The following is a 23,903-nucleotide window of genomic DNA, read 5'->3' as shown; positions in this document are numbered from 1 at the left end:
TGTTATTTCAGATTCTCGTAGAAGAAATGCCACAACGGATCTTTCAGCGGTGGGGGAGCGGTGACCGTAATAGTTTCTTCTCTCACCGGGTGCTTGAACGTGATGGAACGGGCGTGAAGGCTGATGCCGCCACCCTCGTTGGAACGGGGGGAACCGTATTTCAAGTCGCCTTTAATGGGGCATCCGATCTTTGCCAATTGACAACGGATCTGGTGATGGCGTCCCGTGCAGAGTTTTACTTCCAACAGGTAATAACGTTGTCCGGCTCCCAATAAGGTATATTCGAGGATGGCTTCTTTAGCCCCGCCCTTGGGTTTGTTGTAAGCGTAGGATTTGTTTTTCTCGGGGTCACGCGTGAGATAGTGCGTCAACCGGGCATGGTCTTGTTCCGGGAGGTTCCCCACGATTGCCCAATAGATTTTGGTGATCTCCTGGTCGTGTTCCTGGAACATTTTGTTCAGACGAACCAATGCCTTACTGGTTTTGGCGAATAACACGACACCACTTACCGGGCGATCCACGCGGTGGGGTATACCCAGGTACACGTCGCCGGGTTTGTTGTATTTCTCCTTGATATACGCTTTCACCCTTTCACTCAAAGGTTCATCTCCCGTCTTGTCTTCCTGCACAATGTCCGAAACCTTCTTGTTCACGGCTATAATGTGATTGTCCTCGTATAAAATCTCCAAATCCCTCATATTTATTTAATGATTTAATATTGTTCTCTCTCGTTCGGGAAGTTGCGGCTCTTCACGTCGTTGATGTAATTGCTGACAGCTCCCGTCATTTCGGCATAGAGGTTGTGATAACGGCGAAGGAAGCGGGGAGAAAACTCTTGGTTGATTCCCAGCATATCGTGAATCACGAGTACCTGACCGTCCACGCCGCCCCCGGCACCGATACCGATGATCGGGATACTTACTTCTTGGGCAACCTGGGCTGCTAGTTTTGCCGGAATCTTTTCCAGCACTATACCGAAACAGCCTGTTTCTTCCAATAAGTGGGCGTCTTCTATCAATTTTTTAGCTTCTTCTTCTTCTTGTGCCCGCACGACGTAAGTCCCGAATTTATGGATACTTTGCGGGGTAAGCCCGAGGTGTCCCATGACCGGAATACCGGCGGAGAGGATACGTGAAATGGATTCGAGGATTTCTTTTCCTCCCTCTAGTTTTACGGCATCGGCGCTTGTTTCTTTCATGATGCGGATAGCTGAGCAAAGAGCTTCTTTACTGTTTCCCTGGTAACTACCAAAGGGGAGATCCACGACTACCAGTGCGCGTTCGACACCGCGAACCACGGATGCCCCGTGATATATCATTTGGTCGAGAGTGATCGGTAGGGTGGTTTCGTGCCCCGCCATCACGTTGGAGGCAGAGTCACCCACGAGTATAACATCTATCCCGGCATTATCGATGATTTTCGCCATGGAATAGTCATAAGCTGTAAGCATACTTATTTTTTCTCCCTTGAGTTTCATTTCTGACAACACGTGGGTAGTTACTCTTTTTACTTTCTTTTGAACAGACATAGTAATGATTATTTACGAGCCGGTGAATGCATCACTTGGACTCGGGTTCTTGAAATGTTCCGATAAGAGTTTGTGAACCAGTGACCTTTTGTCCCAATTTCACGTCTATTTTAGTCCCTAGCGGCAAGTAGAGGTCAACCCGGGAGCCGAATTTAATGAATCCGGCGTGTTCGTTTTGACGTGCTTCCCCGCCCACGGGAGCGTATGATACGATGCGTTTTGCCATAGCCCCGGCAATTTGGCGCATGACAATGTCACGTCCGTCACGGGCTTCTATGGCGATTGTGGTTCTTTCATTTTCCGTAGAAGATTTAGGCAGATAGGCAGCCATGTATCTTCCCTGGTGGTATTTGAAGTATTTGATGATCCCGTTGATCGGGAACCAGTTGATATGCACGTTGAAGATATTCATGAAAATGGATACCTGTATACATTGTTTTTTCAAGTATTCCGGTTCGAATGTTTCCTCGATAACCACGATTTTCCCGTCGGCAGGAGCGAGGATGGTATCGTCTTTCACGATAATATGCCTGTTCGGGAACCGGAAAAAGTTTACCATGAGAAGGTAACATACACCGCTGACGATAAGTACTGCCCTGAAAATGATGGCGCTGGGCGAGAAAACGTAGACTAGCACGTTGATGAAGGCAATGAGTACAAATGCTTTAAATAACAGTATATGACCTGCTTTATGTATTTTCATATTCTTTTCGTTACGTTATTAGAACAGCGGGCAAAGTTAATACATGAATTCCATATAAACAAAAATTGCGGGAATTGTAAAAATAACTGCATCAAATCTATCGAGTATTCCCCCGTGTCCGGGGAGGAGATTACCCGAATCCTTGATCTCAATACTACGCTTGAACAGGGATTCCAGCAAATCGCCGTAGATGGCAAAAACGACTACTATGCCGGAGATGATAGCCGTGTCGACGATGCGGTAGCCCTCGATATACGGTGCCACGCACAACCCGACAATGACGGTCATCAGCCCGCCGCCGATAGCTCCTTCCCATGATTTCTTCGGAGAGATCCGGGGGAAAAGCTTGTGTTTGCCCAACAGGGAACCTGATAGATAGGCGAATGTGTCATTCACCCACACGAGCAGGAACGGGAAAAAAATAATTTCCGGCATCCATTTGCCCGAGGTCATGTAAGGCAAGTAAATCAGTAGCGTGAAAGGCAAGCTGATATATAATAAGGCGTAATAGGAAAAGGCAATGTTTTGAAAGCCGTTTCCTTTTTTGCGGTAGAGTTCGCAGATCGCCATGATAAATGTCAGTATAAAGAAATAGAGGTAACCATCCTTGTAGTTAATGTAGTTGTGCAGGAATCCTACGGTGAATAACACGCTCCCGCACACGATACAGAAAAAGAGGTTGATATGGATATTCATGTGCCGTGCCATACGACCGAATTCAAGAATACCAAGAATGTTGATGATAAAGAACAGTACGTAAAAACAAATGGGGTGTATGAAAATACACCCTGTTAGTACTATGACAAACAACAGTCCGCTGATTGCCCTTTTAAGAAAATTACTCACGATCATTGTATGCTTTTATAACTTGCTCGGCTTTTTCCTTGTCTTCCTTGTTAACCATGACGTTGATATCGCCAAAAGTCATGTAAGAAGAATCTCTCTGGTTCAGAATTACAGCGGGAATCCCCGAGTCGGTCAGCACTTCCTTGATTCGTTCTGCAACGAATACTTCGGTTGTCGAGAAAACAGATACCCAATTGTCCATAACTTTCGTTTTTTAGTTTATACTGTTCTATCCTATCGGGAAAGTCCCTTTGCCTTTATAATTCTTCGGGTTGAATGGTATCCCCGTCTTCTGTCCAAGGACGTTCCCCGAGTATTCTCTCCAGGTCGTCGCTGAAGATCACTTCTCTCTCTATCAAGAGTTCGGCAACCTGGCGATGCTGGTCTTTGTGTTCACTCAATAATTGTTTAGCCCGTTCGTATGCGGCTGAAACCATGTCTTTCACTTCCTGGTCGATGACTTCCGCCGTTTTTTCCGAGTAAGGTTTCGTGAAGCTATAATCGCTTTGCCCACTGGAATCGTAATAGCTTAACATTCCTATTTTATCACTCATGCCGTAGATGGAAACCATGGCATAGGCTTGCTTCGTGGCGCGTTCCAAGTCGTTCTGGGCACCCGTGGATATTTCCCCGAACACGATCTCTTCTGCGGCACGTCCGCCCAACACGGAGCACATCTGATCCAGCAACTGGTCTTTCGTGGTAATCTGGCGTTCTTGTGGTAAGTACCAGGCAGCCCCGAGGGCTTTTCCTCTCGGTACGATGGTTACTTTCAGCAGCGGGTGTGCGTGTTGCAACAGCCAAGACACGGTGGCGTGCCCTGCCTCGTGGTAGGCGATGGCTTTCTTCTCGCTCGGTTTGATTACTTTACTCCGGTTCTCGAGTCCTCCCACGATGCGGTCGATCGCATCAAGGAAGTCTTGTTTCTCTACTGCAGATTTGTTCTTTCGTGCGGCAATCAAGGCAGCCTCGTTGGCCACGTTGGCAATGTCCGCACCCGAGAATCCGGGGGTTTGTTTTGCCAAGAAGCCGTAATCAATGTCGCTGGCAAGTTTCAACGGTTTCAAGTGTACCTTGAAGATTTCTTCCCGGTCTTTCAGTTCGGGGAGGTCTACATATATCTGTCGGTCGAAACGTCCGGCTCGAAGCAAGGCACTGTCCAGGATGTCCGCCCGGTTGGTGGCTGCCAATATAATCACTCCCGAGTTGGTTTCAAACCCGTCCATCTCGGTAAGTAGTTGATTCAACGTGTTCTCGCGTTCGTCGTTGGCGCCCATATTCGGGTTTCTACCCCGGGCACGACCGATGGCATCGATCTCGTCTATAAATATGATACAAGGTGCTTTTTCTTTCGCTTGTTTGAAGAGGTCGCGTACGCGGGAAGCTCCCACGCCGACGAACATCTCGACGAAGTCCGAACCCGACATGGAGAAGAACGGAACATTAGCTTCTCCAGCCATTGCTTTTGCCATCAGGGTTTTACCTGTTCCCGGAGGTCCCACCAGCAAAGCTCCTTTCGGGATTTTACCTCCTAGTTTGGTGTATTTATCGGGTGACTTCAAGAACGATACGATTTCTTCTACCTCTTGTTTCGCCTCGGCTAATCCTGCCACGTCTTTAAACGTGATCTTGATGTTTGATTCTTTATCAAACAATTTGGCTTTGGATTTCCCCACGTTGAAGATACCCCCTCCGGCACCCCCTCCGGCGTTTTTACTCATCCGTCGCATGAAGAATACCCAGATCCCGATGAATAGGGCTAGAGGTAAAAGTATGGAAATGACGTCTGCCCACCAGTTGTATTCATCCCCGTAGTCGATGTGTATGTCTGCCGCTTCCGGGTATTCTTTTTGGGCGTCTTCCAAGTTTTTCTCGAATTGTTCAAGGGTGCCGAACGGTACATAATACTGCGGACCCGTACTTTTTTTGTTAAACCCTTTGGCTACTAACTTGTCATGAGTTTCAATCTTTTCCGGTTTCAGGAAAATGTTTGCTTTCCCACCGTTTCGGATGATGACAATATCTTTCACTTCTCCCTTGGCTAGAATTTCGTTTTTGAATTCTTGCCACGAGATACGCTCGGGGTTTGTCGGCATACTAAAGAATTGGTAGCCTATAAGGATGGCGGCAATAATAATATAAGTCCAGTAGCCGCCAAATTTCTGCATTTTATTGTTTTTCCTCCCCACCGGAGGAAAATCGAAGTTATCGTGTTTGTTATTTTCTGCCATATCCGTGTATTAATTTTCTTCTATTCTGGTTATTTTTGCGTCGACCCAAAAATCTTCGAGTTGATAATAATCTCTTTGTTCTTTCTGGAATATATGTACGACCACGTTACCATAGTCGAGTACCACCCATTGTGCTTGTTGTTCTCCCTCCATGTGCAATGGCTTTTCTCCCGTGTTCTCGTTCACTTCATCATAAACGTAGTCAGCCAAACTCGCCACGTGTGTGTTGGAAGTACCGTGACATATTACGAAAAAACTACAGAAACAGTTCTCTATTCTCCTCAAATCAATCTTTACGATGTCGACACCTTTATTATTGTTTAATGTTTCTACTACTTGTTCAACTAATTTTTCTGCTCCACTCATTCTCTAATACTAATTTCTAATTTAAAGTACAAATATACATTTTAATATTTAATCCAAACGAGTTTTGTTCGTACTCTTCTGTGTTTTTTAGCAAAAAATGTACCTATTTTCTCGCTGTTTGTTATTATGACGAATTGTCATCGAAATAGGTTTGGATTTTTCGGGGTAAATTTTATAAATTCGGCGATTGTTAATTTTTTTATTCACGGGTAGTGTTTTTAACAATTCTTATTTGTAGTTTTGCGAACTAGTGCTTTGGTTTTGTCGTTTACCGAACCATGAAAAAAGAGTACAAAAACATGATAAACTTGTAATTAAGAATGGAAAAGTATCTAATACCGTTAGTTCCGGGACCTGTTGCTGTCCCGCAGGAGATTTTGAAAGTTGCAGCCCAGAACTTTGGGTCTGCGGATTTTGAGCCGGAATACGCGGCTTTGTATCGGGAAACGGAAGCTTTGTTACAAAAGATGATGAAAACCCGCAACCGGGTTGTGATTCAAACGGGCGAGGGGATGCTGGTTCTATGGACAGCCTTGAAAAGCACGTTGAAACCGGGCGATCGGGTGCTGGTGCTTTCCACGGGATTATTCGGCGAAGGGTTCGGGGATATGGCAAAAGCGATCGGGTGTGAGGCTCTGACCCTGGACTTCGGGTATGACCAAACTTTTCATGATTTCGAGGCTATCGAGAAAGCCATCGTGGACTTTAAGCCGAAAATGATTACGATGGTACAGAATGAAACTCCCAGTGGGACAATGAACCCGGTGCAGGAGATCGGTGATTTGAAAGAGAAACACGGGGTTCCCCTGTTATGCGTGGACATCGTGTCCGGTTTGGGGGGTACTCCTATTAATATAGATGCTTGCCACGTGGATTTGGCATTGGGTGGCTCGCAGAAATGCTTGTCCGCTCCGGCGAATATGTCATTCCTGTCGGTGAGCGATAGGGCATGGGAGATCGTGAAAGACGTGAACTATGCCGGGTACGAGGCTTTGTTGCCTTTCCTGACTGCCCCGGAAACGGGATGTTTCCCTTACACTCCTTACTGGCAGGGAACTGCGCAATTGCGTAAGGCTTGCGAGTTGATCTTCGAGGAAGGGTTGGATAGTTGTGTTGCCCGCCATGAAAAAGTTGCCGCCTATTGCCGGGAGCGAATCAAGGAAATGGGCTTGAAGCTGTATCCCGCTGAAGATGCGGTATGTTCTCCCACCGTGACAGCTGTTTACGTGCCGGAGCATATGACTTGGGAACGTTTGGATTCCGAGTTGAGGGTGCAAGGTATGGTCGTTGGCGGAAACTATGGCAAATTGGCAGGAAAGGTATTCCGTATCGGTCACATGGGATCGCAGGCGAATATCAACCTGATCAAGGAGGCTATGGATATTCTGGAAACCGTCGTGCACGATATTTAATGTATTGGTCTTCCGGAGTATGGAGTTGACTGTTGTCGATTGGCTGGAAGCACATCAGTTGCCTTGCTTGGTGAAGAATGCTTTGGGTATCGAATGCCCGGGATGCGGGTTTCAGACTGCTATTTTTATGTTGTTTAGAGGTGAGATCACTGATTCCGTGAAAACCTATCCGGCATTGATACCCTTGATCGTGTTTATAGCCCTTGCAGCGGGGCATTTTACCGGGATAAAAAAAATATCCCCGGTGGTATTAAAAATTACGGGTTTTGTTTGCTTGATAATAATTTTAATTTCATATTTGCTTAAATTAATAACCCATTAAAACGACAACGATGGAGATAATTGAAACAGGAAAAAAAGACCTCCCGAACGCCACAGCGGTGTTGGTATTGGGTATATTGTCACTGGTATTTTGCTGGTGTTACGGTTTCGTCGGATTGGTGTTGGGGATTATTGCGGTTGCCATGGCTTCGGCACCTCGTAAGGCTTACTTGGAGAATCCGGATAAATACACGGAGATTTCTTACAAGAATCTAAGTGCCGGACGTGTTTGCGGGATTATCGGGATTTGTGTTGCTTTGGCGGTGGTCGCTTTCGTTATTCTCGTGCTATTGGGTGTTACGGCGTTAGGCGTCGGCTCTGCATTGATGCTTGGTTAAAATTAAATAACATATGGATTACAGATTTGAAATCAGTTTACCGACTAGTTCGGATTTTAGGTGTGAAATTGCAGTTGGTGGGGAACAGACATTCCAAAAATTTCACGATAAAATTGTAGAGACGTTAAATTACGATAGTTCTCAAATGGCTTCTTTCTTCACGTTAGACCGAATGGGGAACCGGGTGAAAGAGATCGCTTTGATGGATATGACCGTGGATGACGAGGAGAGTGAGAATCTTGTTATGGATAACACGAAGATCAGTGATATTATTAAACCAGGATGTCTCGAGTTGGAATACGTGTATGATTTCTTTTCCAATAAGTATTTCAAGGTGGAGTATGCCGGGGAATATATTCGTGATTCTTCTGACGTGATGCCGGTATGTATTGCTTGTGAGGGAGATATCCCGGAACAATTCTCGTATGACGAAAATAACACCGATTGGGAATTCGACAAGCCCGAGGAAGAATATGACAGCGATTACGACGATAGCTTCATGGAAGAATTCGGGAATGGCGATTATGATGATGACGATCGTCAGGATCGTGGTGGCGACGACGAGTATTTTCGAGACGACCGTTACGAGAGCTTGGATGATTATATTGATAGACTCTAAAAGATTTAGTGATTTGCGATTTAGCGATTAGGTGATTCTAATTTCTTTAATCGGCAGTCACAGAATCATGAAATCACAGAATGGATGAAGACATTGCTGGTATTGCTGGGACCAACGGGGGTAGGAAAGACCGACTTGAGTATAGAGTTGGCGAAGCATTATCGGACGTCTATTATCTCGTGCGATTCCCGTCAGATTTATAAAGAAATGTATATAGGAACTGCCGTGCCAGAGCGAGAGCAATTGGAGGCAGTTCCTCATTTTTTTATACAAACGGTGTCGGTGCGGGACTATTTCAATTGTTGGGAATTCGAGCAGCAGGCTTTAGCGAAGATTCGTGAACTTTTCGAGGAAACGGATGTCGTTATTATGGCTGGTGGTTCAATGATGTATATTGATGCCGTGTGTAAAGGCATTGACGAGATGCCCACGATTGACGATGACGTAAGGGCATCGGTAAAGGAAATGTTCGAGCGGGACGGGATAGAGGTTTTGCGTTTGTTGCTAAAGAAATTAGACCCCGAGTGGTATACTCAAGTTGATTTGAAAAATGCCAAGCGTATCATGCACGCCTTGGAGGTTTGCTTGATGACGGGGAAGCCTTATTCATCTTTTTTAACTCGTTCCGTGAAGGAACGGGAGTTCTATATCGTGAAAATCGGGTTGAACCGGGAGCGGGAGGAATTATTCGATCGAATCAATCGTCGGGTTGACCTTATGGTGGAGGCGGGCATGGAGGAAGAAGCCCGTTTGCTCTACCCGTTACGACATTTGAATGCATTGAATACTGTCGGGTATAAAGAATGGTTCGATTATTTCGATGGGAAGTTCGACCGGGAAGAAGCTATCCGCTTGATAAAACGTAATACCCGCCGATATGCTAAAAAACAACTCACCTGGTATCGCAATGACCCGGACATCCGTTGGTACCATCCCTCTCAGGAAACAGAAATCTTATCAATTTTAGATTGAATAAATTCTGTGATTTCGTGATTGCCGATTTTGTGATTCCTTAATCACTAAATCATTAAATCGAAAATCTCTGAATCTATCCTTTTCAAGTGTTTAGTCCGTCATGTACTGCTTCGGTTCGAGTTGTCTTGTGCGCCGGGGTGGCATGAGCAAGATGAGAAAAGAACCTAAAATAATGACACACCCGAGGATATAATCTCTTGTATCCAGCTCCGGTTTTAAATTGATTGCGTAGATGGCGATTAGAGATTCCAGTCCGTAAGTCAGCATGGGCTGGAATGCCCGAAAGGTCATGAACGTTTCCGCCGTGGCAGTTTTGAGGGTAGCGTAATACAGGTAAGTGGATAGAGCCGTCAGCGTGAATCCGGTAATACAGGCAGACACGATCGTGGTCGGGTGGAGAATGTCTTCTATTCGAGGCAGGTAAAACCATTCGGGATGGTTGGTTATATACCCGGGTGCGAATATATGTTCCCCGATGGCAATAACGGTAAGTACGGACATGACAATAATTCCTCCCCAAAACATGGTGAATCCTGAGATTCCGCATTTCTGGCGGGTGGTCGTGTTTGGACTGGCAATGGTCGTTTTTTCAACCACGATGGCACGCGTACAACTGGCTATTACCGCCAAGGATATAAGTATGCTTACCCGTAACTGAATGTTTTCTGGAAGCGATTGAATGAATAGTATAATGCCGACTAGGATAACGAGCATCCCGAAAATGTTGCTTGGGTGAGGACGACGTTTAAAGAAAATGTATGCGAGTATCGTGGTCACAATGATCTCCCCGTTTATCAACAAACTGGTTTCCGTACTCGTGATCGATAGGTATATGGCAGCAAGGAAGAAATTGCGGCATATTTGGAGTATCGTGTAAAGCCATGAGTATTTTACCCCAGAACGCCAGCCGTCACGGGTAACCGGTTTCCGGATAAGTAACAGGGCTACCCCTGCCGAGAATATCTGTAAGGTGGCGAAAACTAAAATATTAGTTTCCAGGTAGATGATGCAAAATCGGGTGATAACACTGATTATTGCCCAAGTGATAATAGATAGTAATGCATATAAAGCACCTATTTTCATGTTTGGTTGTTTTAATTTAGTTTGGATATAACGATATGCCCGGGGGAAAAGTTTTTATTGAAATAAAATATATCTTTGTTTTCTAAAATGTAACAAAATAAAATATGGATGAATTGGATACTTCCTCCGTGTACACGGAATCTTTACGGCAATTTTACAGGAAAGGGATAACTCGTGATGTATCCTGGCGATTGGCAAAACTGAAAGAACTGAAGAAATCGATCCTCTCTCGAGTGGGGGATATCAACCGGGCTTTGTGGGAAGATTTGAGAAAATCCGAGGGGGAAGCGTACTTGACGGAGATTGGCGTGGTGGTTGGAGAAATTGATTATCACGTGAAGCATTTGAAGCGTTGGGCTAGGGGACGACGGGTGGCGACACCGTTGCCTTTTCTGCCGTCCCGTAGCCGGTTGATGTACGAGCCTTATGGGGTAGTGCTTGTCATATCCCCGTGGAATTACCCGTTCCAGTTGCTCCTGGAACCTTTAGTCGGGGCGCTTTCCGCCGGGAATTGTGTTGTGTTGAAGCCTTCACCCCATGCGCCGGCAACGGCGAAAGTGGTCGGGGAGATCGTTTCTGCGGTTTTTGATTCAGATCACGTGTGTGTGTGCGAGGGGGATGGGGAGATGGTCACCCGCTTGTTAAGCGAGCGTTTTGATTATATCTTTTTCACGGGAGGGGCTCGCTTCGGTCGGGAAGTTATGGAGGTAGCCTCGCGGCATCTGACTCCCGTGACGTTGGAGTTAGGGGGTAAAAGCCCTTGTATTATCGACCGAAGTGCGAATATCGAGATTGCTGCCCGCCGAATCGCGTGGGGAAAGTTCCTGAATGCCGGACAGACTTGTGTGGCACCCGACTATGTTCTTGTGCCTGCGGAACTGGAAACAGCTTTCGTGAATGCGGTTAAACGTGCCATTCAGCATTTCTACGGGGAGAATCCCGCCGATAGCCCGGATTACACGAGAATTATACACCGGGCGGCGGCGGAACGGTTGGCACATCTGATGCATTCTTCCGGACAGGTCGTCGTGGGGGGAGAGGTCGATATAGAGGGAAAATATATAGCCCCGACCGTGATGACGGGAGTAGATCCGGACAGTCCTTTGATGCAGGAGGAGATATTCGGACCCGTATTACCCGTCCTTGTTTACCGGGAATTCGACGAGGCTATCGCTTTCGTGAATGCGCGTGAGAAACCTTTGGCGTTGTATTACTTCGGGACATCTAAAATGGCAAAGAAAGTGTTGAAAACCACTACTTCTGGGGGGGGCTTGCGTGAACGACACTATTGTTCATGTGGCGAATCCCCGTTTACCTTTCGGGGGAGTCGGGATGAGCGGTATCGGCAAATATCATGGCAAGGCGAGCTTTGAACTTTTCAGTAATTTGAAATCTGTTGTTATTTCTTCCACTTTTATAGATAACCATTTTCGCTACGTCCCGTATAAGCACTTGAATTTGATTAAAAAATTTATGTGATGTCTGATAAGAATTATTATATTTGTTGAAATTTAAAAACAATAGCACTATGAAAAAGTACATTTGCACAGTTTGCAGTTATATTTATGATCCGGCAGTAGGTGATCCTGACGGGGGTATTGCACCCGGAACCGCTTTTGAAGATATTCCGGAAGATTGGGTTTGCCCGCTTTGCGGAGTCGGTAAAGAAGACTTCGAACCGGTAGAGGAATAAAGCTGAAAGTAAAAAGCTAAAAATAACGCCAGAGGGATCCCTCTGGCGTTATTTTTATATAAACTCTTTGCCATTAATGTGCCCATTCTGCGAAGAAGTCATTTCCCTTGTCATCCACGATGATGAAGGCGGGGAAGTTTTCTACCCGTATCTTGCGGATGGCTTCCATGCCCAGTTCCTCGAAAGCGACGATTTCAACTGACTTGATGCTTTCCTTGGCAAGAATTGCCGCGGGTCCCCCGATGGAACCGAGGTAGAAGCCCCCGTGTTTCTTGCAGGCGTCGGTGACAGCTTGTGAACGGTTACCTTTGGCAACCATAATCATTGAGCCGCCATGATCTTGGAACAGGTCGACATATGGGTCCATACGTCCGGCTGTCGTGGGTCCGAAGCTACCGGATGCCATGCCTTTCGGGGTCTTGGCGGGACCGGCGTAATAGATCGGGTGGTTCTTGAAATACTCGGGCATCGGTTTTCCCTCGTCAAGCATGGCTTTGATGCGTGCGTGGGCGATGTCGCGAGCCACGATGAGGGTTCCAGACAGGTTCAGACGGGTTTTCACGGGGTATTGGCTCAATATCTTCAATACTTCTTCCATGGGTTGGTCGAGGTCGATATTCACGGCGGGGGCTAGAGCCGGGTTTTCGGCGGGCAAGAAGCGAGCCGGGTTTTTCTCTAGTTGCTCGAGGAATATACCGTCCTCGGTGATCTTGCCCTTGATGTTACGGTCGGCACTGCAACTTACGCCGATACCCACGGGGCAGGATGCCGCATGGCGCGGCATGCGGATTACCCGCACATCGTGTACCCAGTATTTACCGCCAAATTGTGCCCCAATTCCCATATCCTGGCAGATCTTTTGGATTTTTGCTTCCCATTCCAGGTCACGGAAGGCTTGACCGCCCTCGTTACCCTCGGTAGGAAGGTTGTCATAGTATCCTGCGGAGGCTTTCTTCACGGTTGTCAGGCAGGCTTCCGCAGAGGTTCCGCCGATCACCACGGCAAGGTGGTAGGGAGGACAAGCGGAGGTTCCCAAGTCTTTCACTTTATCTTTGATAAATTTGGTCAAAGACTCTTCGGTCAATAAGGCTTTTGTCTGTTGATACAGGAAAGTCTTGTTGGCAGATCCTCCTCCCTTGGTGATAAACAAAAATTCATATTTATTGCCTTGCGTGGCGTACAGGTCAATTTGTGCCGGAAGGTTGGTGCCACTGTTTTTTTCGTCGAACATGGTATAAGGCACTACTTGGGAGTAACGCAGGTTGCGGTCACGATAGGTTTCAAATACACCTTTGCTGATGGCTTCCGCGTCATTAAACCCGGTCCACACGTTCTCGCCTTTTTTACCAATGGCGATAGCGGTACCTGTATCCTGACAGGTTGGTAGTTCTCCCTTGGCTGACACGACTTGGTTTAACAACATGGTGTGGGCGACAAATTTGTCATTGTCACTAGCCTCCGGGTCTTTCAGGATATTGGCTAATTTCTGTAAATGAGAAGCGCGGAGATAGAAAGATACATCGGCGTATGCTTCCCGGGCAAGTAGTTCCAGCCCTTCTTTTTCAATTTTTAATATTTTACGTCCCTCGATATCGATGGTTTTCACGTAATCCTTTGTCAATAAACGATATTCCGTGTTGTCTTTTTGAATCGGAAATGGTTCTTGATACTTGAATTCTGCCATAATCTTTATTGTTTTTGTGGTTATATTATTCTTATTCCATAACGGAAAAATTTCTTTAATTTACCGCAACGAAATTAGAATTAATAAATGAAAAACGCAATTGATTCGATAATCTTATTCATTTTAAATCTTTTTCGGGTATCTCCCGGTGATTACACCTAGCTTTCTCCTATTTTGCTCTAATTGTAATATGGTAATAGTACTATTTAAATCCTATTGTTATTCTATTTAAATAGGATGACAATAGAATAACAATAGAATAACGATAGAATAGTAGTTAGGATAAACGCCTGTCAACCTAGGAAATAGATAGGGCAAACCCGGGAGAGAGCATCTTTGGGCTTCACCCGGGCTTGTCCGATACATTTAGCGTGGTAAGTTGATTGTTGAGGTGTTTTTTCAATTACCTTTCAGCGCCTCAATAACTTGTGGCATCATGCTGCAGATGGTGTTTTCAGTTTGAGCGGTGTAGAAATTACCGTCGATCTCAGATTTCTCGTCGGTAGCGATTCCTTTTTGGATAGCGGCTTTCGCGAGCGGGTGGACTGCCACTTTTTTGCCGGTGATGATACCCGTGGCGTCGAACATCATGGCGGCAGCGCAGTGCCCGATGATGATTTTACCCTTGTCGTCGAAGGTTTTGATCACGGCAAGCATATCCTGGTTGTAGGGTTTTCCGGCGTTCTCACCGAACTTGGGCATGGCGTCGCCACAGCCGAACACGAGTGCGTCGTACTCGTCCTCGTGTCCCTTCAGGTTAGCGATCACGTCATCGGCAAACAGGGTGATGCCGGAGTTCGTCTTAATTTCTTTCGTGTCGGCAACGGCGAATACCTTGTAAGGGATACCATTCTCGAAAAATGCTTCCAAATATTGGAATAATCCGAATCCATTTACCGGGTTGACTGCTAAAACTACTACTTTCTTTGCCATAATCGTATTTTTTAATGTGAAACAATAGTTCTTTTAAGTAAGTTTATTACTTTTGTTTAGCAAATGTAGGTTATCTATTTCGTAAAAACAAGAACGTACCTCGGGATAAGATAGTTACACGGATGTTAGTAATGTTGATATTAAACGGGATATGGAAGTAAAAAAAATGATAAAATTTCATGCGACAGGTAATTGCCCCATTCGCGACGTGTTGAGTCGACTGGGGGACAAATGGTCAATGCTGGTACTGGTAACACTGGAAGCGAACGGAACGATGCGTTTCCGGGATATTCACGCTGCCATTGCTGATATTTCACAACGGATGCTGACGGTGACTTTGCGGACGTTGGAGGCGGACGGGTTGGTGTCGAGAAAAGTGTATGCCGAGGTGCCCCCGCGAGTGGAGTATCAACTGACGGCGACAGGCGAGAGCCTGATGCCTCATATCCAGACATTGGTAGAGTGGGCGATACAACATATGCCGGAGATCGTCGAGAGCAGGGAAGGACACTGACGCGCAAGCGTTTTCAATCGGATACAGAGTGTCAACTCGGGGAACACGCGTGCGAACGGTCCTAATAATAAGGTGTCGGGAGTGCGTGTGTTCTATTTTTGCAATTTAGTTGCATCCTTTTCCAAGTATCTTTACCGAAAATAAAACGAATAACTATGAAAAAATACATGAAAGAGATTGTGTCATTCATCCTGCTGGTCGGTGGGATCGGTTTGGCATGGGGAGATGCAGCGTGGTTCGGGAATGGATACGTGCGGTTGGTATGGTACTTGGCGGCTTTTCTTTCTGTAGGCGTGCCCGTGTTGCGGGAAGCGGTGGAGTGCTTATTGCAACGGGAGTATTTTAACGAGTTTATGTTGATGAGTGTGGCGGCTCTCGGGGCTTTTTATATCGGGGAATACCCGGAAGGGGTGGCAGTGATGTTGTTTTATTCTGTTGGCGAGAAGTTCCAGGATGCGGCGGTGGAACGTGCTCGTTCCCGCGTGAAGGCATTGTTGGACGTGCGTCCCGAGATTGCCACGGTTATACGGGAAGGGCGTGCGATGACAGAAATCCCGGCGAATGTGCGGGTTGGTGAAACGATCGAGGTGAAGGCAGGCGAGCGGGTGCCGTTGGATGGGGTGATGTTGGAGGGTATGGCAGCGTTTAACACGTCGGCATTGACGGGCGAGAGTTTGCCTCGGGATATCCGGGAGGGGGAAACGGTGCTGGCGGGAACGATTGTCGTCGACCGGGTGGTTCGGGTTCGGGTGATACGCCCTTACAACCGGAGCGAGCTGGCGCGCGTGTTGGAAATGGTGCAGGATGCCACGGAACGGAAGGCTCCGACAGAATTGTTTATTCGCCGTTTTGCCCGGGTGTACACGCCCGTGGTGACGGGGCTGGCGGTATTGATCGTGCTGTTGCCTTTTGTTTATTCGTTACTTCAACCGGAATTTGGTTTTGTCTTCAACGATTGGTTGTATCGTGCCCTTGTGTTTCTCGTGATTTCATGTCCTTGCGCCCTGGTGGTAAGTATCCCGTTGGGGTATTTCGGGGGGATCGGGGTGGCATCTCGTCATGGGATTCTGTTCAAGGGTGGGAATTATCTTGACGCGATTACACGGGTGAATACCGTGGTGTTTGACAAGACGGGTACTCTCACGCGGGGTGAGTTCGAGGTGCGGGAGGCGCACGCCAACAAAGGATTCGAACGTGACGAAGTGTTGGGTATCATGGCGGCAGTGGAGGAGAATAGTACGCATCCCGTGGCGAAGGCGGTTGTCCGCTATGTCCGTGCCGCGGGGATTGAGCCCCGTTCTTTGTCCGGTGTGACAGAGTTGCCGGGTCACGGGTTGAAAGCCGACGTGGGCGGTAAGGAAGTGCTGGTGGGGAATACCCGTTTGCTGGACACGAACGGGGTGGTTTATCCCGTGGGGTTGGCGAATGTGCCGGAGACGGTGGTTGCCTGTGCCGTGGGTGGGATATACGCGGGATACCTGCTGTTGGCGGATGCCCCGAAAGAGGATGCGGCGAACGCTGTCGCCGCGTTGAAAAGTTTAAATATTGATAATATTGAGATACTATCGGGAGATAAACAAGCAATTGTTACTAAATTAGCGGAAAGTTTGGGTATTGACAAAGCGTATGGCGATCTGCTCCCGGCGGATAAGGTGGCGAGGCTGGAAGAGTTGAAGACGGGACCGGGCAGGAAGGTGGCGTTCGTGGGAGACGGAATTAACGATGCCCCCGTGCTTGCCTTGGCGGACGTGGGAATAGCCATGGGTGGACTAGGGAGCGATGCCGCGGTAGAGATTGCTGATGTAGTGATACAGACTGACCAGCCGAGCAAGATCGCAACGGCGATAGGGATAGGACGGGCTACCCGCCGGGTGGTATGGCAGAATATCGTGTTGGCATTCGGGGTAAAACTGATTGTATTGCTACTCGGGGCATTGGGTGTTGCCACCATGTGGGAAGCCGTTTTTGCTGATGTTGGAGTAGCTTTATTGGCGATACTCAACGCGATAAGGATACAGGTAAAATAAAGGATATGGAAGAAACGGATTATTTAGAGAAATTGGAAAGGCGAGGTATCAAGCCGACCGCGATGCGCTTGCTGATCTTGAAAGGTATGCTTCGATTCTCTCGGGCATTTAGTTTGCTTGACCTTGAGGACGAGTTGGATACGGTAGATAAGTCTACGATCTTCCGGACAATCAATCTCTTTTTGGATCATCATTTGATCCATTGTATTGACGATGGTTCCGGTTCGCTGAAATATTCCGTGTGTAGTAACGAGTGTACCTGTTCAATTGATGACCTGCACGCTCATTTTTATTGCCGCAATTGCCACAAAACGTTTTGCCTCCGGAAAATACACGTGCCTACCGTGGAATTACCCATACATTTCACGTTGGAGAGTATTAATTACGTGTTGAAAGGATTGTGTGAGGATTGTGCGGAGAGGGGAGATGAAAGATAAAAGTTGATGGAATATATGAGTGCAAATCGTGTTGAAGAATTGGCGTTTCGCAACCAGAATAGGGCGTGGGAGATTATAACAGACACGGGAGTCGAGGATATTTGGCGGTCGGCAGGGGTGGAGCCTCGTTTGGTCGGTTCGTTGAAAACGGGGTTGTTGGTGAAACATCGGGACATTGATTTTCACGTGTATTCCAACCCGGTGGTGCTCGCCGATGATTTTGCCGCCATGGCAAGGTTGGCAGAGCATCCGGCAATAAAGCGGATCGAGTTTGCAGACTTGTTGGACACGGATGAGTGTTGTGTCGAGTGGCACGCTTATTATCTTGACCGTGACGGAGAATTGTGGCAAATCGATATGATACACATTTTGGGCGGTTCCTGCTATGACGGTTATTTCGAGCGGATGGCGGAACGAATCTCGGAGGTCTTGACCCCGGAAACTCGGGAGACAATCTTGTCATTGAAATACGCCACTCCCGATGGCGAGAATATCATGGGCGTGGAGTATTACCAGGCAGTCCTCCGGGATGGTGTACGTACATACCCGGATTTCATGGCATGGCGAAAAGAACACCCGGAGACGGGGGTTGTGGAGTGGATTCCCTAAATCGACGTTAGTCGAGCCAGTTGAGCCCTGATCCGGCTAAGGGATTGGGCGGTGATCCCCAGGTAGGATGCAATGTGCTTCAATGGGATGGTTTGAATGATTTCCGGTTGTTTTTGCAGGAGTATGACGTAACGTTCGAATGCTGTACGGTTATAGGAATCCAACCAGGATACTTCGACTTCCAACATAAAGTTTTCAAGTATCTTGCGACCCAAATTTGCTAATTGCAGGGATGAATTGTATAATTCTTCCAGTTTACTTTTTGTCAGGCAATAGGCTTCGCTGTCCGTCACGACTTCAAGGTTCAGGCGGGAAGGAATATTTGCGGCGTACCCCCACGTGGAGAAAGCTATTTCACCTTCGGACGCGAACCATAGGGTGACTTCCGAACCGTCCTTGAACGTGAAGGCACGCCATACACCTTGAGTGATGATATAGAGGTTGCTGTTCGTTTCTCCCTCGTGTACAATGATGTCCTTGTGGGTGAACGATTGCTTCTCTGCGTTTTCCAGCAGTGTTTGGATCTCTTGCTCGGAAGCGGACAAACGGCTCATTATTTTCTGAAAAGTGATGTCCTTCATCCTTTAAAGTGTTGTCGTAAATAGTAAGATACTATACATACAAAGGTAATCAATTCCGCGAAAGGTACGGCAAGCCATATCCCTTTTGTGCCCAAAACGAACGGGAGGCACACGAAACACACGGATATGAGGACGATTCCCCGGAGTACCGTGAAGAAGGTCGCTTGTTTGAATTTCTCGAGGCTCTGGTAGTACCCGATGCAGACGATATTGAGTGCGAAAAACAAGAAACCGAGGGCGAAGTAGGGGATGCCCTGTATGGCGATTTCCCGTGCGTTTCCCGTGCTCCCGAGAAACAGGGATACCACAGCCGGGCACAGCACGATAGTCACAAGACAAGCCAGAGCACCACACGTGATGGCAAATTTCAGGGATAGGCGGAAGGCTTGTTTCACCCGTAGCCACTGTCCCGCACCATAGTTGTAGCTGATGATGGGTTGCGTGGATTGTGCGATGGCGTTGTTGACCATAAACACGATAGGGAACCAGTAACACGCCACGCTATAAGCAGCCACGCCGTCCTCGCCGAGGTAATGGATGAACACGTAGTTGCCGACGAGCATCATGCAGGCAATGGCTGCCTCATTGAGGAATGCCGAGAAACCCAATTTTATCATGTACCCGATATTCCTTGTGGTTAGCCGAATGCTTTTCAAGGAGAATTTCGGGCGGTATAGGTATAGGACTTTATTGTACTTGAGCAGGTAAACCAATATCATGATGCTCCCGGCAACAACCGAGATCACGGAGGCCATGGCGGCTCCGGCCAATCCCCAGCCCAACGGAAAGACAAAGATGTAGTCCAGCACGAGGTTTATTGCGGCAGGGATGGCACTACACAACATGGCGAATGTCGGCGAGCCGTCGAGGCGAATGATGAATAGTCCCACGCCGAGGAGCATATTGCAGGCAAGGAAAGGTACAATCCAGTTCATGTATTCCAGCACGAGAGGAAGCAACATATCAGAACTCCCGAGCAGGTAAGCCACGTTTGTTCTGAAGGTCATGACCAGGGCGCACAGCAAGACGGTAAGACTCAACGACACGGTGAATGCTTGCGTGACGTTTATGCTTGCAACTTTTATTTTGTTGTGAGCGAGGTGAATGGAAGCCACGATAGAAGCTCCCACGCCAAACATCAGACCGATCCCCGTCGATAGCATGAAGAACGGTGCCACGATATTTACCGCCGCCAGTGCGTCGCTCCCAACACCCCGCCCGACGAATATCCCGTCGATGATTGTGATGGTAGCCGAAAGCACCATGCCTAACAAAGTAGGAATAAGCATTTTACGAAATAACTTGGGTATGTTCATCGTCCCGAAATCAATACTATCCTGCATCATAATCTATTCGTTTTTTTATTTTCGGCTGCAAAGGTAGGTCTACTATCTTTGAGAAAAGTTATCACTATGGTAAAAAAGTCAGGAAAATGCACTCTTTCAAGCCCGGGATTACCCCGGGTTTTCCCTTGATGTTGCCGAAATAAATAATTCCCCTCGTTCAGGTTTTTAGTTGTACGAGGGGAATTAAGTGTATATTCGTCGGGAAACGTTAGCTGAAGGCTAGGAAATCAGCCTTGAGTTTCGCTATGACTTCTTTCACGCTACTGATCTTGTTCGCCAGATAAGCATTCTGACCGGCAAAGGCGTAACCTTCCTTGAGGTTTCCGATGGCGGCGTTGTAAAGCGCTTTGATAATACAATAAGGGCTTTTGGTATAATCGCAGGTCTTGATGCAATGGAATGGACAGGATTGCGGCTTCTTTTTACCCTCGGCAACCGATTGGATAAATTCCCCGTCAAAAGCACGACCGGGCATTCCTACCGGGCTTTGGATGATGCGAACGTCTTTTTCTCCCGAGTGGATGTACACTTCCTTGAACTCGGTAGAAGCATCACATTCTTCCGTCGGCACGAAGATGGAACCCATTTGTGCAGCCGAGGCACCGAGTTTCAGGAAACGGGCGATGTCTTTACCCGTGGAAATACCTCCCGCGGCAATTACCGGGATGTTTTTTTGTTCGGCGTAGCTTTTCGCTACTTCTACTACTTCCGGGATTAAATGTTCGAGAGAGTAGTTCTCGTCCTCGATCTGTTCCTTCTTGAACCCTAGGTGTCCGCCCGCTTTTGGACCTTCCACTACGAGCGCGTCGGGGAGATAGTTGTAGTTTGTCAACCATTTCTCGCAGATCAGCTTCGCCGCGCGTGACGAGGATACGATAGGTACCAGCATCGTCTTGCTATCTTTCGTGAGGAAAGAGGGCAGGTTCAGCGGAAGTCCGGCGCCCGCGAAGATCACGTCAGCTTTCTCGGCAATAGCCGTTTTCACCATATCCGAGAAATTCGATAACGCGACCATGATATTCACGCCGATAACACCATATGTTTTTTCCCGGGCTTTCCGGAGTTCTTCCCGGAGTCCGAAGATGCATTTTTCCAAATAATTCCCTTTGAATTGAGGGTAAAGGAGTCCTAATCCCGCTGCCGAGATAACACCGACTCCGCCTTCATTAGCCACGGCGGAAGCCAGTCCGTTCAATGATACACCGACACCCATACCACCTTGTATAATAGGTAATTTGATCTCGTACTTACCGATAAAAAATGATTTCATTTCACACATCGTTGATATTTAACATGTGTCCTTTTTAGTTTGTCAACCAAACTTCCGGGACTATTATTTACTAAAACAAAAGAAAGCTATACTGGTCTGTTTCAACGATGAACACCAATCGGACGTCGTGTGTCCGAACAAAATACATTTCGATAAAGATCAGAATAAGCTCACGCTGTTCATGGTGTAAAGGTAATAATAAATTTGTAGTTTATACTAAGTTAGGGCTAAATAAGTTGACGATTGATTCTTATAATGATTATTTTATTGGGCGATATATTTTCTGTCTAATAAATTATTGTGTATCTTTGCCGTATGTTAAAAACAACACTTAAATCGGATTTGGTGTAGTAAACCATTTGTATTTCTTGTATGGATGGTACCTTCGCTCGCTCTCGGATGATTCTTACCGGGAGTAATTTCTATATTGTTATAATTTTTAGTTTTTAATCCGCATACAGCGATGAAAGCAAGTGTTATACTTTCACGTGTATGTCCTATATGTATAGATCATGAGTGATAAAAATAAAACAATTCACGAATTCGATTTTAATTTAATATGCGAGTTTTTTTCCAACATGGAACGTCAGGGACCCGGTAGTCCCGAAGTGACAATCCGGGCATTGAGTTTTATAGATAACCTTATCGACAAATCCCTTATCGCTGACATCGGTTGCGGGACAGGCGGGCAAACAATGGTATTGGCTCAGCACGCTCCGGGAAGTATTACGGGCATTGACTTGTTCCCCAGCTTTGTCGATATTTTCAACCGTAATGCAGGACGGCTAGGCTTGCAGGACAGGATGAAAGGTATTGTCGGTTCGATGGATAATCTTCCTTTTCAGGATGAGGAATTAGACCTGATCTGGTCGGAAGGGGCTATTTATAATATCGGTTTTGAACGGGGACTGAACGAGTGGCGCAAGTATTTGAAAACAGGCGGGTATATTGCCATTTCTGAAAGTTCGTGGTTTACGGACGAACGCCCCGCGGAAATCAACGATTACTGGATGGACGCGTATCCCGAAATAGATACAATCCCCAATCAAGTCGCCCGGATACAGAAAGCGGGATATATTCCCGTTGCTACTTTTATTCTACCGGAAAATTGCTGGACAGAGCATTATTTCGCTCGAAAAGAAGCAGCCCGGGAGATATTCCTTGATAAATATGCAGGGAATAAAGCTGCCGAAGAATTCATGGCACTTCAACCTCGTGAAGAAGAATTGTACCGCAAGTATAAAGAATTCTACGGCTATGTATTTTTTATCGCGAAAAAGGTAGAGCTATGATTGATTTGAATATTTATGGTTGGAATGACAATTTAAACCAACTGAAACAGGCATCCGCGTACAGCACTCTCGCCCGTGGTCGTGTATCCATCGTACACCGGACGTGTTACGAGGTTATTTCCGAGAACGGGCTGTTGCAGTGTGAACTAACGGGAAATATGATGTATGGGAAATCGGATTTCGAATTACCCTGTACAGGAGATTGGGTCATTTTTCAATCATTCGACGAGAATAAAGGAATTATCGTCGATATGTTACCCCGAGAACGGACGCTGTATCGCAAGAAGAGCGGGACGGTTGCCGATAAGCAAGCCATCGCTTCCTATGTTGATAAGGCATTTATCGTGCAAAGTCTGGATGATAACTTCAATGTCCGCCGGGCAGAACGTTTTATGGTTCAGGTATTGGAAGAAAGTATCCATCCCGTGTTAGTGCTTAATAAAGCCGATTTAAGTTTTGACAGGCTCAAAATTGAGGAACAGATGAAACACATTGCCTGTCAGGTGCCCGTGTTTTTCACGAGTATTCATCAGCCGCAGACAATTTCTCAGTTGCGAGAATTCATATCGGAAGGTGAAACGGTTGTGTTTGTTGGTTCTTCGGGTGTTGGGAAAAGTTCTTTGGTCAATGCGCTTTGCGAGAAATCGGTATTGCTCACGTCCGACACGAGCCTTTCCACGGGAAAAGGTCGGCACACGTCGACCCGCCGGGAAATGGTGTTGATGGACGGGGCGGGTGTTTTGATAGACACCCCGGGTGTCCGGGAGTTTGGCTTGGCTATTGATGAGCCCGGTTCACTTGCAGAAGTACTGGATATTTCCGATTATGCAGGCTCGTGTCGTTTCAGGGACTGCGAGCATATTAACGAGCCGGGTTGTGCCGTTCTAGAAGCGGTGAACAGCGGGGTGCTGGATCGTAAAGTTTACGAGAGTTACTTGAAACTTCGCCGGGAAGCGTGGCACTTCTCTACTTCGGAACATGAAAAACGTAAAAGAGATAAATCTTTTTCAAAACTCGTGGACGAGGTGAAGAAACGTAAAGCGAATTTCTAGCTTTCAAACAGTGTCGGTATTCTTTGTACGGGAATACCGCACT

At 46.9% G+C, this 23,903-nt stretch carries 27 protein-coding genes; 14 read left to right on the top strand and 13 right to left on the bottom strand.

Features of this window, described 5'->3' with window-relative positions:
- Positions 1-2: 2 nt before the first annotated feature.
- From A3CY_RS0105210 to rsfS, 7 genes are read right to left on the bottom strand one after another with little or no spacing between them, the layout of a single operon-like run.
- Positions 3-689: an RluA family pseudouridine synthase gene (locus A3CY_RS0105210; RefSeq protein ID WP_026207330.1), complete on the bottom strand. Its 687-nt coding sequence runs from the start codon at positions 687-689 to the stop codon at positions 3-5.
- A gap of 23 nt (positions 690-712) precedes the next feature.
- On the bottom strand, positions 713-1,528 hold the full coding sequence (panB, locus tag A3CY_RS0105205; RefSeq protein WP_026207329.1) for a 3-methyl-2-oxobutanoate hydroxymethyltransferase: 816 nt from the start codon (positions 1,526-1,528) through the stop codon (positions 713-715).
- A gap of 31 nt (positions 1,529-1,559) precedes the next feature.
- A complete protein-coding gene (locus A3CY_RS0105200; protein ID WP_018336845.1) occupies positions 1,560-2,231 on the bottom strand; it encodes a phosphatidylserine decarboxylase family protein in 672 nt (223 codons plus the stop codon).
- Positions 2,232-2,267: 36 nt separating this feature from the next.
- Positions 2,268-3,083 (bottom strand): phosphatidate cytidylyltransferase, encoded by an 816-nt coding sequence (locus A3CY_RS0105195; RefSeq protein WP_018336844.1) that lies wholly within the window; start codon positions 3,081-3,083, stop codon positions 2,268-2,270.
- A complete protein-coding gene (locus A3CY_RS0105190; RefSeq protein ID WP_018336843.1) occupies positions 3,070-3,279 on the bottom strand; it encodes a putative signal transducing protein in 210 nt (69 codons plus the stop codon). The genes A3CY_RS0105195 and A3CY_RS0105190 overlap by 14 nt, the downstream gene beginning before the upstream one ends.
- A 55-nt stretch (positions 3,280-3,334) precedes the next feature.
- Positions 3,335-5,308, bottom strand: coding sequence for an ATP-dependent zinc metalloprotease FtsH (gene ftsH, locus A3CY_RS0105185; RefSeq protein ID WP_018336842.1), 1,974 nt, complete (start codon positions 5,306-5,308; stop codon positions 3,335-3,337).
- A 9-nt stretch (positions 5,309-5,317) separates the two neighbouring features.
- Positions 5,318-5,674, bottom strand: coding sequence for a ribosome silencing factor (gene rsfS, locus A3CY_RS0105180; protein ID WP_018336841.1), 357 nt, complete (start codon positions 5,672-5,674; stop codon positions 5,318-5,320).
- A gap of 320 nt (positions 5,675-5,994) precedes the next feature.
- Here rsfS and A3CY_RS0105175 point away from each other — a divergent pair, with 320 nt between their 5' ends.
- The 5 genes from A3CY_RS0105175 to miaA all read left to right on the top strand — a co-directional run bounded on the left by A3CY_RS0105175 (position 5,995) and on the right by miaA (position 9,336).
- Positions 5,995-7,086 carry a pyridoxal-phosphate-dependent aminotransferase family protein gene (locus tag A3CY_RS0105175; RefSeq protein WP_018336840.1) on the top strand — a complete coding sequence of 364 codons (1,092 nt, stop codon included), beginning with the start codon at positions 5,995-5,997 and terminating at the stop codon, positions 7,084-7,086.
- A gap of 19 nt (positions 7,087-7,105) precedes the next feature.
- Entirely contained in the window at positions 7,106-7,408 is a 303-nt protein-coding gene (locus A3CY_RS0105170) for a DUF2752 domain-containing protein (protein WP_040371467.1), read from the top strand.
- 10 nt (positions 7,409-7,418) lie between these two features.
- The gene (locus A3CY_RS0105165) at positions 7,419-7,745 is read left to right on the top strand and encodes a CCC motif membrane protein (RefSeq protein ID WP_018336838.1); all 327 of its coding nucleotides are present in this window, start codon (positions 7,419-7,421) and stop codon (positions 7,743-7,745) included.
- 13 nt (positions 7,746-7,758) lie between these two features.
- Positions 7,759-8,364: an IS1096 element passenger TnpR family protein gene (locus A3CY_RS0105160; protein ID WP_018336837.1), complete on the top strand. Its 606-nt coding sequence runs from the start codon at positions 7,759-7,761 to the stop codon at positions 8,362-8,364.
- An 84-nt stretch (positions 8,365-8,448) separates the two neighbouring features.
- Complete coding sequence (miaA, locus tag A3CY_RS0105155; protein ID WP_018336836.1) at positions 8,449-9,336, top strand: tRNA (adenosine(37)-N6)-dimethylallyltransferase MiaA; 888 nt, start codon at positions 8,449-8,451, stop codon at positions 9,334-9,336.
- A gap of 93 nt (positions 9,337-9,429) precedes the next feature.
- Here miaA and A3CY_RS0105150 read toward each other — a convergent pair whose 3' ends face one another.
- The gene (locus tag A3CY_RS0105150; protein ID WP_018336835.1) at positions 9,430-10,422 is read right to left on the bottom strand and encodes an EamA family transporter; all 993 of its coding nucleotides are present in this window, start codon (positions 10,420-10,422) and stop codon (positions 9,430-9,432) included.
- A gap of 104 nt (positions 10,423-10,526) precedes the next feature.
- On the opposite strand from A3CY_RS0105150, the gene A3CY_RS20275 reads away from it, so the two are divergent.
- Genes A3CY_RS20275 through rd form a run of 3 tightly spaced genes read left to right on the top strand, consistent with a single transcriptional unit; the run spans position 10,527 to position 12,115 of the window.
- Positions 10,527-11,795, top strand: a complete 1,269-nt coding sequence (locus tag A3CY_RS20275) for an aldehyde dehydrogenase family protein (RefSeq protein ID WP_240388124.1) — start codon at positions 10,527-10,529, stop codon at positions 11,793-11,795.
- Positions 11,698-11,901, top strand: coding sequence for a hypothetical protein (locus A3CY_RS23255; protein WP_316928919.1), 204 nt, complete (start codon positions 11,698-11,700; stop codon positions 11,899-11,901). Before A3CY_RS20275 ends, A3CY_RS23255 begins: the two co-directional genes overlap by 98 nt.
- 49 nt (positions 11,902-11,950) lie before the next feature.
- Positions 11,951-12,115, top strand: a complete 165-nt coding sequence (gene rd, locus A3CY_RS22420) for a rubredoxin (protein ID WP_065219960.1) — start codon at positions 11,951-11,953, stop codon at positions 12,113-12,115.
- A 73-nt stretch (positions 12,116-12,188) separates the two neighbouring features.
- On the opposite strand, the gene A3CY_RS0105135 is transcribed toward rd, so the two are convergent.
- Positions 12,189-13,799 (bottom strand): fumarate hydratase, encoded by a 1,611-nt coding sequence (locus A3CY_RS0105135; RefSeq protein WP_018336833.1) that lies wholly within the window; start codon positions 13,797-13,799, stop codon positions 12,189-12,191.
- Between the two features lie 399 nt (positions 13,800-14,198).
- Positions 14,199-14,732, bottom strand: a complete 534-nt coding sequence (locus tag A3CY_RS0105130) for a DJ-1/PfpI family protein (RefSeq protein ID WP_018336832.1) — start codon at positions 14,730-14,732, stop codon at positions 14,199-14,201.
- Positions 14,733-14,898: 166 nt separating this feature from the next.
- Here A3CY_RS0105130 and A3CY_RS0105125 point away from each other — a divergent pair, with 166 nt between their 5' ends.
- From A3CY_RS0105125 to A3CY_RS0105110, 4 genes are all read left to right on the top strand, one after another.
- The gene (locus A3CY_RS0105125; protein WP_026207327.1) at positions 14,899-15,246 is read left to right on the top strand and encodes a winged helix-turn-helix transcriptional regulator; all 348 of its coding nucleotides are present in this window, start codon (positions 14,899-14,901) and stop codon (positions 15,244-15,246) included.
- Between the two features lie 155 nt (positions 15,247-15,401).
- A complete protein-coding gene (locus A3CY_RS0105120) occupies positions 15,402-17,273 on the top strand; it encodes a heavy metal translocating P-type ATPase (protein WP_018336830.1) in 1,872 nt (623 codons plus the stop codon).
- Between the two features lie 5 nt (positions 17,274-17,278).
- The gene (locus A3CY_RS0105115; protein WP_018336829.1) at positions 17,279-17,710 is read left to right on the top strand and encodes a Fur family transcriptional regulator; all 432 of its coding nucleotides are present in this window, start codon (positions 17,279-17,281) and stop codon (positions 17,708-17,710) included.
- A 6-nt stretch (positions 17,711-17,716) separates the two neighbouring features.
- Positions 17,717-18,319, top strand: coding sequence for a hypothetical protein (locus tag A3CY_RS0105110; RefSeq protein WP_018336828.1), 603 nt, complete (start codon positions 17,717-17,719; stop codon positions 18,317-18,319).
- On the opposite strand, the gene A3CY_RS0105105 is transcribed toward A3CY_RS0105110, so the two are convergent.
- The 3 genes from A3CY_RS0105105 to A3CY_RS0105095 form a co-directional block, all read right to left on the bottom strand.
- Positions 18,316-18,900, bottom strand: coding sequence for a Crp/Fnr family transcriptional regulator (locus tag A3CY_RS0105105; protein ID WP_018336827.1), 585 nt, complete (start codon positions 18,898-18,900; stop codon positions 18,316-18,318). The genes A3CY_RS0105110 and A3CY_RS0105105 overlap by 4 nt on opposite strands.
- Positions 18,897-20,246, bottom strand: coding sequence for an MATE family efflux transporter (locus tag A3CY_RS0105100; RefSeq protein ID WP_018336826.1), 1,350 nt, complete (start codon positions 20,244-20,246; stop codon positions 18,897-18,899). Before A3CY_RS0105100 ends, A3CY_RS0105105 begins: the two co-directional genes overlap by 4 nt.
- Positions 20,247-20,454: 208 nt before the next feature.
- A complete protein-coding gene (locus tag A3CY_RS0105095; RefSeq protein WP_018336825.1) occupies positions 20,455-21,516 on the bottom strand; it encodes an NAD(P)H-dependent flavin oxidoreductase in 1,062 nt (353 codons plus the stop codon).
- Positions 21,517-22,028: 512 nt separating this feature from the next.
- Between A3CY_RS0105095 and A3CY_RS0105090 the strand changes: the two genes are divergently transcribed.
- Both A3CY_RS0105090 and rsgA read left to right on the top strand, forming a co-directional pair.
- On the top strand, positions 22,029-22,808 hold the full coding sequence (locus A3CY_RS0105090) for a class I SAM-dependent methyltransferase (RefSeq protein WP_018336824.1): 780 nt from the start codon (positions 22,029-22,031) through the stop codon (positions 22,806-22,808).
- Positions 22,805-23,860 (top strand): ribosome small subunit-dependent GTPase A, encoded by a 1,056-nt coding sequence (gene rsgA / locus A3CY_RS0105085; protein WP_018336823.1) that lies wholly within the window; start codon positions 22,805-22,807, stop codon positions 23,858-23,860. The genes A3CY_RS0105090 and rsgA overlap by 4 nt, the downstream gene beginning before the upstream one ends.
- Positions 23,861-23,903: the final 43 nt, after the last annotated feature.

This window comes from Butyricimonas synergistica DSM 23225 (genome assembly GCF_000379665.1).
GTDB lineage: Bacteria > Bacteroidota > Bacteroidia > Bacteroidales > Marinifilaceae > Butyricimonas > Butyricimonas synergistica.
This window is presented reverse-complemented; position numbering and strand designations above follow the sequence as displayed.